Origin of the sequence: Streptomyces sp. NPDC088116, from assembly GCF_044741745.1 — a bacterium.
Taxonomy (GTDB): domain Bacteria; phylum Actinomycetota; class Actinomycetes; order Streptomycetales; family Streptomycetaceae; genus Streptomyces.
In genome coordinates this window covers 1-16613 of sequence record NZ_JBIUTF010000001.1, presented here as the reverse complement: position 1 = coordinate 16613, position 16613 = coordinate 1, and the positions used below count along the sequence as shown (strand labels likewise).

The 16613-nt window shown below is 69.0% G+C and carries 12 protein-coding genes; 9 read left to right on the top strand and 3 right to left on the bottom strand.

The window, feature by feature from the left end:
* Nucleotides 1-124: 124 nt before the first annotated feature.
* Nucleotides 125-4078 (bottom strand): type VII secretion protein EccCa, encoded by a 3954-nt coding sequence (gene eccCa, locus ACIOJD_RS00060; protein ID WP_401907353.1) that lies wholly within the window; start codon nucleotides 4076-4078, stop codon nucleotides 125-127.
* Between the two features lie 163 nt (nucleotides 4079-4241).
* Between eccCa and eccD the strand changes: the two genes are divergently transcribed.
* The 6 genes from eccD (at nucleotide 4242) to ACIOJD_RS00030 (ending at nucleotide 11437) form a co-directional block, all read left to right on the top strand.
* Nucleotides 4242-5717, top strand: a complete 1476-nt coding sequence (gene eccD, locus ACIOJD_RS00055) for a type VII secretion integral membrane protein EccD (protein ID WP_401907352.1) — start codon at nucleotides 4242-4244, stop codon at nucleotides 5715-5717.
* A gap of 194 nt (nucleotides 5718-5911) precedes the next feature.
* Entirely contained in the window at nucleotides 5912-6202 is a 291-nt protein-coding gene (gene rpsO, locus ACIOJD_RS00050; RefSeq protein WP_401907351.1) for a 30S ribosomal protein S15, read from the top strand.
* A 373-nt stretch (nucleotides 6203-6575) separates the two neighbouring features.
* Nucleotides 6576-8801, top strand: coding sequence for a polyribonucleotide nucleotidyltransferase (locus ACIOJD_RS00045; RefSeq protein ID WP_401907349.1), 2226 nt, complete (start codon nucleotides 6576-6578; stop codon nucleotides 8799-8801).
* Entirely contained in the window at nucleotides 8798-10177 is a 1380-nt protein-coding gene (locus ACIOJD_RS00040; protein ID WP_401890772.1) for a M16 family metallopeptidase, read from the top strand. Before ACIOJD_RS00045 ends, ACIOJD_RS00040 begins: the two co-directional genes overlap by 4 nt.
* A 49-nt stretch (nucleotides 10178-10226) precedes the next feature.
* Nucleotides 10227-10979, top strand: coding sequence for a 4-hydroxy-tetrahydrodipicolinate reductase (dapB, locus tag ACIOJD_RS00035; protein WP_401907347.1), 753 nt, complete (start codon nucleotides 10227-10229; stop codon nucleotides 10977-10979).
* Nucleotides 10980-10984: 5 nt separating this feature from the next.
* Entirely contained in the window at nucleotides 10985-11437 is a 453-nt protein-coding gene (locus tag ACIOJD_RS00030; RefSeq protein WP_401907346.1) for a hypothetical protein, read from the top strand.
* Between the two features lie 88 nt (nucleotides 11438-11525).
* On the opposite strand, the gene ACIOJD_RS00025 is transcribed toward ACIOJD_RS00030, so the two are convergent.
* On the bottom strand, nucleotides 11526-12074 hold the full coding sequence (locus ACIOJD_RS00025) for a PH domain-containing protein (RefSeq protein ID WP_401907344.1): 549 nt from the start codon (nucleotides 12072-12074) through the stop codon (nucleotides 11526-11528).
* Between the two features lie 93 nt (nucleotides 12075-12167).
* Nucleotides 12168-12407, bottom strand: coding sequence for a hypothetical protein (locus ACIOJD_RS00020; RefSeq protein WP_401890782.1), 240 nt, complete (start codon nucleotides 12405-12407; stop codon nucleotides 12168-12170).
* A gap of 202 nt (nucleotides 12408-12609) precedes the next feature.
* Here ACIOJD_RS00020 and thyX point away from each other — a divergent pair, with 202 nt between their 5' ends.
* The 3 genes from thyX (at nucleotide 12610) to ACIOJD_RS00005 (ending at nucleotide 16323) form a co-directional block, all read left to right on the top strand.
* On the top strand, nucleotides 12610-13347 hold the full coding sequence (gene thyX / locus ACIOJD_RS00015; protein WP_401907342.1) for an FAD-dependent thymidylate synthase: 738 nt from the start codon (nucleotides 12610-12612) through the stop codon (nucleotides 13345-13347).
* Nucleotides 13348-13601: 254 nt separating this feature from the next.
* Entirely contained in the window at nucleotides 13602-14501 is a 900-nt protein-coding gene (gene dapA / locus ACIOJD_RS00010) for a 4-hydroxy-tetrahydrodipicolinate synthase (RefSeq protein WP_401907340.1), read from the top strand.
* Between the two features lie 136 nt (nucleotides 14502-14637).
* Entirely contained in the window at nucleotides 14638-16323 is a 1686-nt protein-coding gene (locus ACIOJD_RS00005) for a ribonuclease J (RefSeq protein ID WP_401890790.1), read from the top strand.
* Nucleotides 16324-16613: the final 290 nt, after the last annotated feature.

Below are 16613 nucleotides of genomic sequence, written 5' to 3'. Positions count from 1 at the left end.
GCTGCCGTGCGTGTTGTCGTTCAGTCGTGCTCGTTGTTCATACGGCGCGTACACAGCGCGCATACGCCGCGGCCACGCGGACCTTCGTGCAGGTCGTCCACGTGGCCATCGGTACGTACGCCGTCTACCGGTCCGGCATCCAACCCAGCTGCACCAGGGGTGCACCGCGCTTGCGGGAGACGAATGTGCCTCGTCCCGGGGGCATCGGGCGGGCCCGGACGTTGCCCAGAATGTCACCCTCTCCGGGATCTCCGGACAAGATCACACCTTGTGCACCGAGTTCCTTCATCCTCTGCATGAACGGTTCATACATCGCACGCGAGGCACCGGCCGCGTTGCGCGCGACGATGAAGCGGATACCGACATCACGGGCGAACGGCAGGTTCTCCACCAGAACGGCCAGCGGGTTCGCGGAGTTGGTCGCGACCAGCTCGTAGTCGTCGATGAGCACGAACAGCTGCGGACCGCTCCACCAGCTGCGGTCGCGCAGCTGCTGCGGAGTGATGTCCGGCTTGGGCGCCCGCTTCTCCATCACCGTGCCGATGGCGTCCATGTGCATCTGCATGGCCGACGCCATCGGCGCGTACTCCAGCAGATGCGAGGACGGTACGGCCTCCAGCATCGAGCGCCGGTAGTCACCGACCACGATCCGCGCCTGCTCCGGCGTGTAGCGCTCGGAGATCTGCTTGGCGATGAGGCGCAGCAGCCCCGTCTTCCCCGACTCGCTCTCGCCGAAGATCATGAAGAACGGGTCGGTCTCGAAGTCGACGAACACCGGCTCCAGGTTGGTCTCGTCGATACCGATCGCGATGCCGTGCTGCGGGTACTCGAACCCCTTGGGCAGCTGCTCGAAGGGCAGCTTGCGCGGCAGCAGCCGTACGGTCGGAGCCGCCGGGCCCGTCCAGCTCTCCCTGGCCGCCCCGACGAACGACGCCGTACCGTCGGAGAGATCCGCGGCCCGGCTCACCGAGTCGATACGCGGAAGCGCGCCCATGAAGTGCAGCTTCTCGGGCACCTGGCCGCGGCCCGGCACACCCGGCGGGACGTTCGCGGCGACCTTGCGGTCGAACTCGGAGTCCATGACGTCACCGAGCCGCAGTTCGAGCCGGCCGAGCATCTGGTCCTTGAGCGCCGCGCGCGCCTCCATGTACCGGGCGGCGGTGATGACGACATGGACGCCGTAACCGAGACCGCGCGCCGCGATGTCGGAGATCACCGGCTCCAGCATGTCGTAGTCGTTCTTGAAACCGCCCCAGCCGTCGATGACCAGGAAGACATCTCCCCAGGCCTCGCCGGGCAGTTCACCGGCCGCGCGCTTGCGCCGGTAGGTGCCGATGGAGTCGATGCCGTTCGCGCGGAAGAACTCCTCGCGCCGGTTCAGCACCCCCAGCACCTCCGCGACCGCGCGCCGCACCCGTTCGGGGTCGAGCCGGGACGCGACACCGCCGACATGCGGCAGGTCCGACAGCGAGGAGAGGCCGCCACCGCCGAAGTCCAGCGCGTAGAACTGCACTTCGTGCGGGGTGTGGGTGAGCGCGAACGACGAGATCAGCGTCCGCATCAGCGTCGACTTGCCGGACTGCGGGCCACCCACGACGAGCATATGGCCGGCCGCGCCCGAGAAGTCCCGGTACAGCACCTCACGGCGCTGCTCGAAGGGCTTGTCGATCAGGCCCAGCGGCACGGTGAGCCCGCCGGGACGGCTGTACTCGGTCGCGCTCAGCCCGCGGTCCGCGGTCATCGCGATACCGGGCAGCAACTGGTCCAGCGTCGGCGCCTCGTCCAGCGGCGGCAGCCACACCTGGTGCGCGGGCACCCCCTGCCCGTCGAGCCGGCGCACGATGACATCCAGCACGGTGTCCGCGAGCGCGTCGTCCTCCGAGGGGCGGGGCGCGGCCCCGGCCAGCGGGTCCGGCGCCGCGTACACCACCGGCACCGGCACGGCCGTGAACAGCGCGGGCCGCCGCTCGATGTTCAGCGCCCCGATCGACAGGTCGGGACCGCCTGTGCGGTACGTGCCCGAGACGTACGCCGCCTTGAAGCGGGTCATCTCCTCCGTGCCGAACTTGAGGTAGCCCGAACCGGGCACCGACGGCAGGTGGTACGCGTCCGGCACGCCCAGCGCCGTGCGCGACTCCGCCGCCGAGAACGTCCGCAGACCGACCCGGTACGAGAGGTACGTGTCCAGCCCGCGCAGCTTGCCCTCCTCCAGGCGCTGCGAGGCGAGCAGCAGATGCACACCCAGGGAACGGCCGATCCGGCCGATCTGGATGAACATGTCGATGAAGTCGGGCTTCGCGGTGAGCAGTTCGGAGAACTCGTCGATCACGAGAACGAGCGAGGCGAGCGGCTCCAGCGCGGCACCGGCCGCCCGCGCCTTCTCGTAGTCGTGCACATTGGCGTAGTTGCCCGCCGAGCGCAGCAGCTCCTGGCGGCGCTGGAGCTCACCGCGGATCGCGTCTCCCATGCGGTCGACCAGGGTCAGGTCGTCCGAGAGGTTGGTGATGACCGCCGCCACGTGCGGCATCTGCGACATGCCGGCGAAGGTCGCGCCGCCCTTGAAGTCGGCGAGGACGAAGTTCAGCGTCTCCGAGGAGTGGGTGACCGCGAGCCCGAGCACCAGGGTGCGCAGCAGCTCCGACTTTCCGGAACCGGTCGCTCCGACACACAGCCCGTGCGGCCCCATGCCCTCCTGCGCGGCCTCCTTGAGGTCCAGCATCACCGGCTGGCCGTCCTCGCCGACACCGATCGGCACCCGCAGCCGCTCGGCCGTCGACCGCGGCCGCCAGGTACGCGCCACATCGACCGCCGCGGCGTCGCCCAGATTCAGCAGATCCGTGAAGTCGAGGTTGGCGAGCAGCGGTTCGTCCTCGTCGCCGCCGCCCGTCCGCAGCGGCGCCAGCTGCCGCGCGAGCGCCTCGGCGGCCGGCAGGGAGATCCCGTCGGGGACACCTTCGTACGCCAGGCCCGCACCGGACTCCAGCCACAGCCTGCCCGGCCGGACGACCACCGACAGACCGCCCCGCGGCTCGTCCAGTTCCCCGGACACGACCTCCACGATCGTCACGCCCTGAAGGCCCTCGGCCGCCGCGAACAGTGAGTCCGGCGGCACCATCCCGCCGTCCAGTACGACGACGATGTGCGGCTGGTCCAGCACCGGCTGGGTGTCCCGGCCGAACCGCGGCCGCCCGTCCAGCCTGCTGTGCAGCAGCAGCTCCAGCTCCCCGAGGTCGTCCCCGAACAGCCGCTTCGTACCGGCGCCGTCGACCTGCCCCGGCACCTGGGTGTGCGGCAGCCACTTCGTCCAGTCCCAGCGCGCGGCCGAGCGCCGCGACGCCACCACCGCGACCATCAGGTCCTCGGGGGAGTGCAGCGTCACCAGCTGGGCGACCATCGCACGCGCCGCGGACTGCGCGGACTCCTGCTCGCCGGAGACCGTCACGTGGTAGAAGGCGCGCATCGACACGGCCATCGGCAGCCCGTCCAACGAGCCGTGCACCGCCAGGAACTGCTGCATCGCCCCGGCGCACAGCGGCTCCAGCTCGTCGACCGGCGCGGTTTCCGGAGCGACCAGCGGTGTCGCCAGCTGCTGCGCGCCCAGCCCGATCCGCAACTGACCGAAGTCCTTGTCACCGACGCGCCGTTCCCACACCCGCGAGCCCTCGGCCACCACCGACCACAACTGCTCGGGCGAGGGGTGCAGATACAGCTGGGCGTCGCGCTGCGCACGCGCCGTCCTGCGGACCGTACGCCGCGACTGAGCGAGGTACTTGAGGTAGTCCCGCCGCACATCGGCAATTTGCCCCTGCGTACCGCGACGGAACCTGACGACCTGCGCGATGACCATCGCGAGCGTCGAGACCAGCATCAGCACGCCCATGATCCGCATGATCGGAGGCGCTGTCGGCGAGAAGAAGAAGACCACCGACGAGCCCATGCCGAGAACCGGCAGGACCTGCATCAGCATGCCCTCCTGCTGCCCGCGGGGCAGTTCGGGCGGGGCCTCCAAGGTCAGCGCATCCGTGGGCACTTCCGGCGGAAGGGACCGTGGTGGGCGTTTGACGACAATCTGGCTCACCGGCGCATCAATCCCTCAAGCCGGACGGGCAATTCCGTACCGACGCCCCCGTGGCGACGGTCTCCCTCCGCGCGACGGCGATCCTACTTGCAGCCCTGCCCCACGCATCCCGGTAGGGTGACGCGCGCATCGTGCGCAACCGCGAATCAGGGGGACCAGACACGTGAGTACGACCGCAGCGACCGGCTTCTGCCGCGTCACCGTCGTGGCGCCGGACAGCAGGATCGATGTCGCTCTCCCGGAGGACATCGCCGTAGCCGACGTCTACCCGGAGATCCTGCGGCTCACCGGCCAGACCCAGTCGGCGGGCACACCCACCGGCTACCACCTGGTACGACGCGACGGCACCGTCCTCGAAGGCGCCCGTACGCTCTCCGCCCAGCAGGTGCTCGACGGCGAAGTGCTCAGCCTGCGCCCCTTCGCCGAGTCCCTGCCGCCCGCGGTATTCGACGACGTCTCGGACGCCGTCGCCTCCGCCGTCAAACGCGACCGTCACCTGTGGAGCGACGAACTGCTGCGCGGCGCCGGTCTCGTCGGCGGTGTGCTGCTGCTGGTCCTCATGGGCTTCGTCCTGTGGTTCGCCGACCCGGTCCGCCACGACATGCACAGCCTGCCCGGCATCATCGCGGGCGCGGGCGGTCTGCTGCTGACGGCCTTCGCGGGAGTACGGGCCCGGGTGTACGGGGACCGCGCCACCGCCGTCGGCCTCGGCCTCGGCGCGCTGCCGCTGCTGCTGATCGGCGGCTCCGGGATCATCGGCCCCGACGCGGGCCAGGGCCCCGGCCGGCTCCAGTTCCTGCTCGGCTGCGTCGTCGTGCTGATCGCGTCCGTCGCCCTGGTCGCCCTCACCCCGAGCGGTGACGCGCCCTTCGTCGCCGCCACCTTCCTGGCCACCGTCGGCACCCTCGCGACCTTCGTGATGATCCTCACGGAGGCCTCGGCCACCGGCACCGCCGCCGTCTGCGCCCCGGTCGCCATCGGCATCGTCGCCTTCCTGCCCGGCCTCTCGGCCCGCTTCGCCCGGCTGCCCATCGGCTACGCCTCCCCGCGCTCCGCCGCGAACGGCGAGTACGACGACTTCGACGACCCGAACGCCGGCCCCGACGCCGAGCCCGTCGACGCCGAGCGCATCGCCGCGCAGGCACGCCGCGGCCACGAGATGCTCCTCGGCCTGGTCGCCGGCTGCTCGGCGGTCGTCATCGGCGCCGCCGCCGTCCTCGGCTTCTCGGACAACATCTGGGGCCAGATCCTCGCCCTGACCGCGGGCCTCGCCATGCTGATGCGCGCCCGTCTCTTCCGCTACACCTCGCAGGTCGCCTCCGTCCTGGTGGCGGGCATCTCCGCGGTCGCGCTGCTGATCCTCGGCCTCTCCCTGAACCCGCCCGCGGACCTGGTCAGGGAACTCCTGATCTACGGCGACCGCGGCGGCCTCGACATCCGTACGATCTGGCTCGCCGCGAGCATCGCCGCGGGTGCGGCCCTGATCACGGCGATCGGCCTGGTCATCCCGCGCAAGGGCCTCTCGCCCTTCTGGGGCAGGCTGCTCGATCTCACCGAGGGCGCGGTGCTGCTCTCCCTGGTGCCGCTCTGCCTCGCCGTACTCGACGTCTTCAGCAAGGCCCGCGCGATGACCAGCTAGGTGCCCGCGCTCAGCGCGGTCGGTCGCCCACCTGGCGGCTGGTACCCTGGGCGACGGCCGTTTGTGTACGTGATCCCGGAGCCATCGGCTCTGCGGTCAGCGCCCAGCGGATCCCCGCCTCCCGAGTAACGGAAGCTCCCCAGAGTATTCGACCTGGGGCACTCGGTGGCCAAGAAGACTCACGAGGAGTACGCGTGTCGCTCGACGCCGCTACGAAGAAGCAGATCATGACCGACTTCGGCACCAAGGAAGGTGACACCGGCTCCCCCGAGGTCCAGGTCGCCATGCTGTCGCGCCGGATCACGGACCTGACCGAGCACCTCAAGACCCACAAGCACGACCACCACTCCCGTCGTGGTCTGCTGATCCTGGTCGGTCAGCGCCGCCGGCTGCTGCAGTACCTGGCCAAGAAGGACATCCAGCGCTTCCGTGCGCTGGTCGACCGCCTGGGCATCCGCCGCGGTGCGGCCGGCGGTGCCAAGTAAGACACCGTGAAGGGAGCGGTTCCCACCTCCAGGGGGCCGCTCCTTTCGCGTATGCGGGTATCGGGCGCCCCGCCCGGGACGACCGGAATGTCATCCTGAGGCGAAGCTCAGTAACCTGGTCGCACAGGGACAACTGAAGAGCACAACCGACGTGCGAAGAACTGAAGAGCACAACTGACGTGCACTGAAGAGCACAACTGAAGAGGAGGAGCGACCTCCGCCGCCGCCGGTCCTCGGTAGTGGCGCCCGGAAAGGCGCGGCCCACGCAGGCCGACCCGGGTGCTTCGATCGAAGACCGGCCCGCACCAAGGAGCGCTTCTCCGCCACGTCCCCTGCCACACGGGCACCGGACGAAGACGAGGAGAAATCACTAGTGGAGAACGAGACCCACTACGCCGAGGCCGTTATCGACAACGGAACCTTCGGCACCCGCACCATCCGCTTCGAGACGGGCCGGCTGGCCAAGCAGGCCGCCGGTTCCGCCGTGGCGTACCTGGACGACGACACCATGGTGCTGTCGGCCACCACCGCTTCCAAGAAGCCCAAGGACCAGCTCGACTTCTTCCCCCTGACGGTGGACGTCGAGGAGCGGATGTACGCGGCCGGCAAGATCCCCGGCTCCTTCTTCCGCCGTGAGGGCCGGCCCTCCGAGGACGCGATCCTCACCTGCCGCCTGATCGACCGCCCGCTGCGCCCCTCCTTCAAGAAGGGCCTGCGCAACGAGATCCAGATCGTCGAGACGATCATGGCGCTCAACCCCGACCACCTGTACGACGTGGTCGCCATCAACGCCGCCTCCTGCTCCACGCAGCTGGCGGGCCTGCCCTTCTCCGGCCCGATCGGCGGCACCCGTGTCGCCCTGATCAAGGGCCAGTGGGTCGGCTTCCCGACGCACACCGAGCTTGAGGACGCCGTCTTCGACATGGTCGTCGCGGGCCGCGTCCTGGAGGACGGCGACGTCGCGATCATGATGGTCGAGGCCGAGGCCACCGAGAAGACCATCCAGCTCGTCAAGGACGGCGCCGAGGCTCCCACCGAGGAGATCGTCGCCGCCGGTCTGGAAGCCGCGAAGCCCTTCATCAAGGCGCTCTGCAAGGCCCAGGCCGACCTCGCCGCCAAGGCCGCCAAGCCCACCGGCGAGTTCCCGGTCTTCCTCGACTACCAGGACGACGTCCTGGAGGCGCTGACCGCTGCCGTGCGTTCCGAGCTGGCCCAGGCGCTGACCATCGCCGGCAAGCAGGACCGCGAGGCCGAGCTGGACCGCGTCAAGGAGCTCGCCGCCGAGAAGCTGCTCCCGCAGTTCGAAGGCCGCGAGAAGGAGATCTCCGGCGCGTACCGCGCGCTGACGAAGTCCCTGGTCCGCGAGCGCGTCATCAAGGACAAGGTCCGCATCGACGGCCGTGGCGTCACGGACATCCGTACGCTCGCCGCCGAGGTCGAGGCCATCCCGCGCGTGCACGGCTCGGCGCTGTTCGAGCGTGGCGAGACCCAGATCCTGGGCGTCACCACCCTCAACATGCTCCGCATGGAGCAGCAGCTGGACACCCTCTCCCCGGTGACCCGCAAGCGCTACATGCACAACTACAACTTCCCGCCGTACTCGGTCGGTGAGACCGGCCGCGTCGGTTCGCCGAAGCGCCGCGAGATCGGCCACGGAGCGCTCGCCGAGCGCGCCATCGTGCCGGTGCTGCCGACGCGCGAGGAGTTCCCGTACGCCATCCGCCAGGTCTCCGAGGCGCTGGGCTCCAACGGCTCGACGTCCATGGGCTCGGTCTGCGCCTCCACCATGTCGCTGCTGAACGCCGGTGTGCCGCTCAAGGCCCCCGTCGCCGGTATCGCCATGGGTCTGATCTCCCAGGAGATCGACGGCAAGACGCACTACGTCGCCCTCACCGACATCCTCGGTGCGGAGGACGCGTACGGCGACATGGACTTCAAGGTCGCCGGTACGAAGACCTTCGTCACCGCGCTCCAGCTCGACACCAAGCTCGACGGCATCCCCGCCTCGGTCCTGGCCGCCGCGCTGAAGCAGGCCCGCGACGCCCGCCTCCACATCCTCGATGTGATGAACGAGGCCATCGACGTCCCGGACGAGATGTCCCCGAACGCCCCGCGGATCATCACCGTCAAGATCCCGGTGGACAAGATCGGTGAGGTCATCGGCCCCAAGGGCAAGATGATCAACCAGATCCAGGAGGACACCGGCGCCGACATCACGATCGAGGACGACGGCACCATCTACATCGGTGCCGCCGACGGACCGGCCGCCGAGGCCGCCCGCGCCACGATCAACGGCATCGCCAACCCGACCATGCCGGAGGTCGGCGAGCGTTACCTGGGTACGGTCGTCAAGACCACCACCTTCGGTGCGTTCGTGTCGCTGCTCCCGGGCAAGGACGGACTGCTGCACATCTCGCAGATCCGCAAGCTCGCCGGCGGCAAGCGCGTGGAGAACGTCGAGGACGTGCTCGGCGTGGGCCAGAAGGTCCAGGTCGAGATCGCCGAGATCGACCAGCGCGGCAAGCTCTCCCTCATCCCCGTGATCGAGGGCGAAGAGGCCTCGGAGTCCGAAGAGGCGAAGGACGAAGCCGCGAAGTGACATCCAGCTCCAGGACGACGGCCCGCACCTCCTCGGAGGCGCGGGCCGTCGCCCGTACCCAAACCCTGCTCAAGGGCGAGAACGGGATCGGCACGGTACGCCGTACGACCCTCCCCGGCGGCCTGCGCGTCGTCACGGAGACCCTGCCGTCGGTGCGCTCCGCGACCTTCGGCATCTGGGTGCAGGTCGGCTCCCGTGACGAGACGCCCACCCTCAACGGCGCCACCCACTATCTGGAACACCTCCTCTTCAAGGGCACGCGGCAGCGCAGCGCTCTCGACATCTCCTCCGCCATCGACGCGGTCGGCGGCGAGATGAACGCCTTCACGGCGAAGGAGTACACCTGCTACTACGCCCGGGTGCTCGACACCGATCTGCCGCTGGCCATCGATGTCGTCTGCGACATGCTCACCGGGTCGCTCATCGAGGCCGCGGACGTCGACGCGGAGCGCGGCGTCATCCTCGAAGAGATCGCCATGACCGAGGACGACCCGGGCGACTGCGTGCACGACCTGTTCGCGGAGACCATGCTCGGCGACACCCCCCTGGGCCGGCCGGTCCTCGGCACCGTCGACACCATCAACGCCCTGGACCGTGACCAGATCGCCCGCTTCTACAAGAAGCACTACGACCCGACGCACCTGATCGTCGCGGCCGCGGGCAACGTCGACCACGCCACGGTGGTACGCCAGGTCCGGCGGGCCTTCGAGAAGGCCGGCGCCCTCTCCCGTACGGACGCCACCCCCGTCGCGCCCCGCGAGGGCAGCCGCTCCGTCCGCGCCGCGGGCCGTGTCGAACTGCTCAACCGCAAGACCGAGCAGGCGCATGTCGTCCTCGGCATGCCGGGCCTGGCCCGCACCGACGAGCGCCGCTGGGCACTCGGCGTGCTGAACACCGCGCTCGGCGGCGGGATGAGCTCCCGGCTCTTCCAGGAGGTACGGGAGAAGCGCGGCCTGGCCTACAGCGTGTACTCGTACACCTCGGGCTTCGCCGACTGCGGGCTCTTCGGCGTCTACGCCGGCTGCCGGCCCAGCCAGGTCCACGACGTCCTGAAGATCTGCCGCGACGAACTCGACCGCGCCGCCACCGAAGGCCTCAGCGACGAGGAGATCGGCCGCGCCGTCGGCCAGCTCTCCGGCTCCACCGTCCTCGGCCTGGAGGACACCGGCGCGCTGATGAACCGGATCGGCAAGAGCGAGCTGTGCTGGGGCGCCCAGATGTCCGTCGACGAGATGCTGGCGCGGATATCCGCCGTCACCCCGGACGACGTACGCGCGGTCGCCCGCGATGTACTGGGACAGCGTCCCTCGCTGTCAGTCATCGGACCGCTCAAGGACAAGCAGGCGGCCCGCCTCGACGAAGCGGTCTCCCGCTGACCGGGCCGCACCCCCGACGCCGCACCCCGACGCTGAAGGAAACAGAGCAATGAGCAAGCTGCGCGTGGCCGTTCTCGGAGCAGGCGGCCGTATCGGCTCCGAGGCCGTACGAGCCGTCGAGGCCGCCGACGACCTGGAACTGGTCGCGACCCTCGGCCGGGGCGACAAGCTGGAGACCCTCGTGGACGCCGGCGCCCAGGTCGCGGTGGAACTGACCACCCCCGCCTCGGTGATGGGCAACCTCGACTTCTGCGTACGCCACGGCATCCACGCGGTCGTCGGCACCACGGGCTGGACCGACGAACGGCTCGCGCAGCTGCACACCTCGCTGGCCGCCTCCCCGCAGACGGGCGTGCTGATCGCACCGAACTTCTCCATCGGCGCGGTCCTCACCATGAAGTTCGCCGAGACCGCGGCCCGTTACTTCGAGTCGGTCGAGATCATCGAACTGCACCACCCGAACAAGGCCGACGCGCCTTCCGGGACCGCCCACCGCACCGCCCAACTGATCGCCGCGGCACGCGAGGCTGCGGGCAGCGCCCCGCAGCCCGACGCCACGGTCACCGCGCTGGACGGCGCCCGGGGCGCCGACGTCGACGGCGTGCCGGTGCACTCCGTACGCCTTCGAGGCCTCCTCGCCCACCAGGAAGTCATCCTCGGCGGCGAGGGCGAGACCCTCACCGTCCGCCACGACTCCCTGCACCACAGCAGCTTCATGCCGGGCATCCTGCTCGGTGTGCGCCGCGTGGTCACCGCCCCCGGCCTCACCTTCGGCCTGGAACACTTCCTCGATCTGAGCTGACATCCATGCGCGCGAAGATCACTTACTGTGTCACGGCCGCCGTCCTGGTCCTCTATTTCGTCCTGGTCGGCAGCCGGGGCGTGCTGCTGATCCAGCACGGCACGGCGCTCACCGTCACGTTCGGTGTCGCCGTGCTGATCCTGCCGGTCATCGGCGTCTGGTTCCTCTGGAAGAACACCCAATTCGTCCAGCGTGCCAACCGGCTCGCCACAGAACTGGACGCCGAAGGCGGCCTGCCGGTCGACGAGTTGGCCCGTACACCCGGCGGCCGCATCGACCGGGCCTCCGCGGACGCCGTGTTCGCCGAGCGCCGGGCGCAGACGGAGGATTCCCCCGACGACTGGCGCTGCTGGTTCCGGCTGGCGATCGCGTACCACGACGCCCGGGACACCCCGCGGGCACGGAAGGCGATGCAGCGGGCCATCGCGCTCCACGACGGCAAGCCCGTACGGGTCTGACAGCGGTACGTACATGAGTGGGGCCCAGCCATCCTTCGGCTGGGCCCCACTCATGTACGTACCGGCACCCGAATGTGCCGGCCGGGTGTCAGTCGGTGCGGTACTCGTCGCCCCAGACCTCGACCGCGTCGGCGGCCCGCGCGAAGGCCTCGGCACGCGACAGGAAGTCCGCGTTGTGATCGGTGAGCAGCGGCAACGGCTCACCCTGCCGGAGTACGAGCACGAGCGCCTGCCCCTGTACGGTGCGCGGCAGCCCGAGCCAGCGCACGGGCTGCTGGACGGTACGGACGGCCGTGATCCGGTCCCAGGGCGTGGTACCGGTCCGGAGCAGTCCCACCCGCCGGACTCCGTGGCGGCTCACCCAGGCGCCCATGCGCAGCATCCGCAGCGAGGCGGCGATCGCCAGCACGGCGGCGGTCAGACACGCGGCGGCGCCGGGCAGGGCGCCCGCGAAGGCGATGATCATCGCCGTGATCAGAATGAACGAGGCGAGCAGCAGAAGCAGCGCGGCCGCCGCCACCCGCCAGGGGCCGGGGCGGTACGGACGCCGCCAATTGTCGTGATCGTCGAACGGCAACGCGACATCATCGGTGGTCGCGTCAAAAGGCCGGTCGGCCGTCAGGAAGGGCAGGGGCACGACTGATCCTCACTCACAAGCACGCTCGATTGCTGTGCCCGGTGAGGCTACCGATCAGGCCCCGCCCGGACCACCCGAGGGGGGCCGGACGAGTCAGCGGTCCTGGGATGCCTCGGACTGCTGCGCGTGACCGGACGACTGGCTCGTGTCCAGTGCCGGCAGCCCGAAGAGGAGCGAGCCCGCGAATCCGGCCGCGATGACCAGCCCGATCAGCGTCCGGCCGACGACGTCGGTCCTGCTGGCGCGGTGTTTGGGCGGGGGAGTGACGTTACTGCGGAAGCTGTCGGCCTCGGCGACGAATGCGAACGGGACGGCCTCTCGCCGGCGGAACATGGAGCGGCTCTCCTTGCGATCTCGTGATGGAACGCTGCTGGGGTGCCAGCTGCTACTCAGTGAGACGAACAACAGCGCCGTTCGGTGCCCGCATTCCCGGAACTGACCGATAAACGCCGTGGGCTTGTCCGGTCCTGTGCTGTCAGTGCCGCGCCGTAGAGTGGGCGCCGCCCGAGCGATGTGAAATGGAAGGACCCCGCCGGTGAGCGACACCCCCACCGAGACCAAGCCGAGCTTCCGCAGCGATGTCACCGTCGACCTGGTGAAACACGCTGCTGGAGACTCCGATGTGCTGTGGGCCGCGCGCGTCTCCACCGCAGGCGAGCAGTCCCTGGAAGAACTGTCGAAGGACCCCGAGCGGTCGAAGGGCCTCATCAATTTCCTGATGAGGGATCGCCATGGAAGTCCCTTCGAGCACAATTCGATGACCTTCTTCGTCAGCGCCCCGATTTTCGTGTTCCGCGAGTTCATGAGGCACCGCGCCGGCTGGTCCTACAACGAGGAATCGGGCCGTTACCGTGAGTTGCAGCCGGTCTTCTACGTGCCCGACGCCTCGCGCAAGCTCGTCCAGGAGGGCCGCCCGGGGAAGTACGTGTTCGTCGACGGCACCCCGGAGCAGCAGGAGCTGACCGGCCGCGCGATGGAGGACTCCTACCGACAGGCGTACGAGGCCTATCAGGAGATGCTGGCCGCGGGCGTGGCCCGCGAGGTGGCCCGCGCGGTCCTGCCGGTCGGCCTCTTCTCGTCGATGTACGCCACATGCAACGCGCGCTCGCTGATGCACTTCCTCGGCCTGCGCACCCAGCATGAACAGGCGAAGGTCCCGTCCTTCCCGCAGCGGGAGATCGAGATGGTCGGGGAGCGGATGGAGGAGCACTGGGCAGGGCTCATGCCCCTCACCCACGCGGCCTTCAACGCCAACGGCCGCATCGCTCCCTGAGCCCCCGGAGCCGCCTCCCGGCCGCGGCATCAGGGCTGCTCGCAAGGGCTGTTCAGGGCCGCTGTGGGCGGCCCTCGGGTACAGATGTACGGTCAGCCGAGCCAGGTGTCCGTATTGCGGCGTTTCGAGAAGTTCATCTAGGCTGATCAAACGGACCCGGCACTGCTTGAACCCCCGAGCAGGCAGTGCCGGGCTCCTTTTGTCCAGTCCCCCAAAGGGGCGCGGCGGGCTGAGCAGCGAGTAGCGTGTTACCCATGGCTCCGATCTCCACTCCGCAGACCCCCTTCGGCCGGGTCCTCACTGCCATGGTCACGCCCTTCACGGCGGACGGCGCACTCGACCTCGACGGTGCTCAGCAGCTCGCCGTCCATCTGGTGAACGCAGGCAACGACGGCCTCGTACTCAACGGCACCACCGGTGAGTCGCCGACCACCAGTGACGCGGAGAAAGACCAGCTCGTACGGGCTGTCCTGGAAGCGGTCGGAGACCGGGCCCACATCGTCGCCGGTGTCGGCACCAATGACACCCGGCACAGCCTGGAACTGGCCCGCGCGGCCGAGCGCGCCGGCGCACACGGCCTGCTCGCGGTCACGCCGTACTACAACAAGCCGCCACAGGAAGGCCTCTTCCGGCATTTCTCCGCCATCGCGGACGCGACCGGCCTGCCGGTCATGCTCTACGACATCCCCGGCCGAAGCGGCGTCCCCATCGACACCGAGACGATCGTCCGTCTCGCGCAGCACCCACGCATCGTCGCCAACAAGGACGCCAAGGGTGACCTCGGCCGGGCCAGCTGGGCCATCGCCAATTCCGGCCTCGCGTGGTACTCGGGCGACGACATGCTCAACCTCCCGCTGCTCTCGGTCGGCGCCGTCGGCTTTGTCTCCGTCGTCGGCCATGTGGTCACGCCGGAGCTGCGTGAGCTCCTCGACGCCCACCTCACCGGTGACGTCCAGAAGGCCACCGAGATCCACCAGAAGCTGCTCCCGGTCTTCACCGGAATGTTCCGTACGCAGGGTGTCATCACCTCGAAGGCTGCGCTCGCCCTGCAGAAGCTGCCGGCCGGACCGCTGCGCCTCCCGCTCGTCGAGCTGACGGAGCACGAAACGGCACAGCTCAAGATCGATCTCTCGGCTGGTGGGGTACAGCTCTAACCACAGACTTCACAACTGAATACGAGAAGGCAGAGCAACACCGAGAAATCGGTCCACACAGACAACAGCAAGTGCACGAATGTCATGCGCGCCACGTGCCTCAGCGGTACGTGGCGCGTGTGGTGAGGAGAGTCTTTTGAGTCATCCGCATCCAGAACTCGGCGCCCCGCCGAAGCTTCCCAAGAACGGCCTGCGTGTCACACCGCTCGGCGGCTTGGGCGAGATCGGCCGCAACATGACGGTCTTCGAGTACAACGGCCGTCTGCTCATCGTCGACTGCGGCGTCCTCTTCCCCGAGGAGGAGCAGCCCGGCATCGACCTGATCCTGCCGGACTTCACCACCATCCGGGACCGCCTCGACGACATCGACGGCATCGTGCTCACGCACGGCCACGAGGACCACATCGGTGGTGTCCCCTTCCTGCTCCGGCTGAAGGCGGACATCCCGCTGATCGGCTCCAAACTGACCCTCGCGCTGATCGAGGCGAAGCTCCAGGAGCACCGCATCCGCCCGTACACCCTTGAGGTCACCGAGGGGCACCGCGAGCGGATCGGCCCGTTCGACTGCGAGTTCGTCGCGGTCAACCACTCCATCCCGGACGCCCTGGCCGTCGCCATCCGCACACCCGCGGGCATGGCGGTCCACACGGGCGACTTCAAGATGGACCAGCTCCCGCTGGACCGCAGGCTGACCGACCTGCCCACCTTCGCCAAGCTCGGCGAGGAGGGCATCGACCTGCTGTTGTCGGACTCCACCAATGCCGAGGTTCCGGGCTTCGTCCCGCCGGAGCGGGACATCTCCAATGTCCTGCGGCAGGTCTTCGCCAACGCCCAGAAGCGGATCATCGTGGCGAGTTTCGCCAGCCACGTCCACCGCATCCAGCAGATCCTCGACGCCGCCCATGAGTACGGCCGCAGAGTCGCCTTCGTCGGCCGCTCGATGGTCCGCAACATGGGTATCGCCCGTGACCTGGGCTACCTCAAGGTGCCGGCGGGTCTGGTCGTCGACGTCAAGACGCTCGACGACCTCCCGGACCACGAGGTCGTCCTCGTCTGCACCGGCTCCCAGGGCGAACCGATGGCCGCGCTCTCGCGCATGGCCAACCGCGATCACCAGATCCGGATCGTCCAGGGCGACACGGTGATCCTGGCGTCGTCCCTCATCCCGGGCAACGAGAACGCGGTCTACCGCGTGATCAACGGCCTGACCCGGTGGGGCGCGAACGTCATCCACAAGGGCAACGCCAAGGTTCACGTCTCGGGCCATGCCTCGGCGGGTGAGCTGCTGTACTTCTACAACATCTGCAAGCCGAAGAACCTGATGCCGGTCCACGGCGAATGGCGCCATCTGCGTGCCAACGCCGAACTGGGCGCGCTGACAGGCGTCCCCAAGGACCACATCGTCATCGCGGAGGACGGCGTGGTCGTCGACCTCGTCGACGGCAAGGCCAGAATCGTGGGCAAGGTCCAGGCGGGCTACGTCTATGTCGACGGCCTCTCGGTCGGCGATGTCACCGAGTCGTCCCTGAAGGACCGCCGCATCCTCGGCGACGAGGGCATCATCTCGGTCTTCGTGGTGGTCGACTCCACCACCGGAAAGGTCGTCGGAGGCCCGCACTTCCAGGCCCGCGGCTCCGGTATCGAGGACTCGGCGTTCTCCGCCGTGCTCCCCAAGGTCGTGGACGCCATCGCCAAGTCCGCCGCGGACGGCGTCGCCGAACCGCACCAGCTCCAGCAACTCGTCCGCCGCTCGGTGGGCAAGTGGGTATCGGACACCTACCGCCGACGCCCGATGATCCTCCCCGTCGTCGTAGAGGTCTGACGCCGGCAACTGCCGTCTGACGGTGGACACCTGACCCCGTGTCCGGAGCGGGGGGCTCTCGATTTGCATCGAAGCCCTCCGCTCCAGTACGTTTACGGCTCCACCTCGCGGGGAAGCCCTGGCTGATCAAAAGCCTGGAGCGCTCCGGAGAGGGGGAAATCCGACTCAGATAACTCTGATAAAGTCGGAACCGCCGGAAAGGGAAACGCGAAAGCGAAGAACTGGAAAGCAAGCCCCGCTCCGACGGGGAATCGGACACGAAAGAGTCTGATAGAGTCGGAAACGCAAGA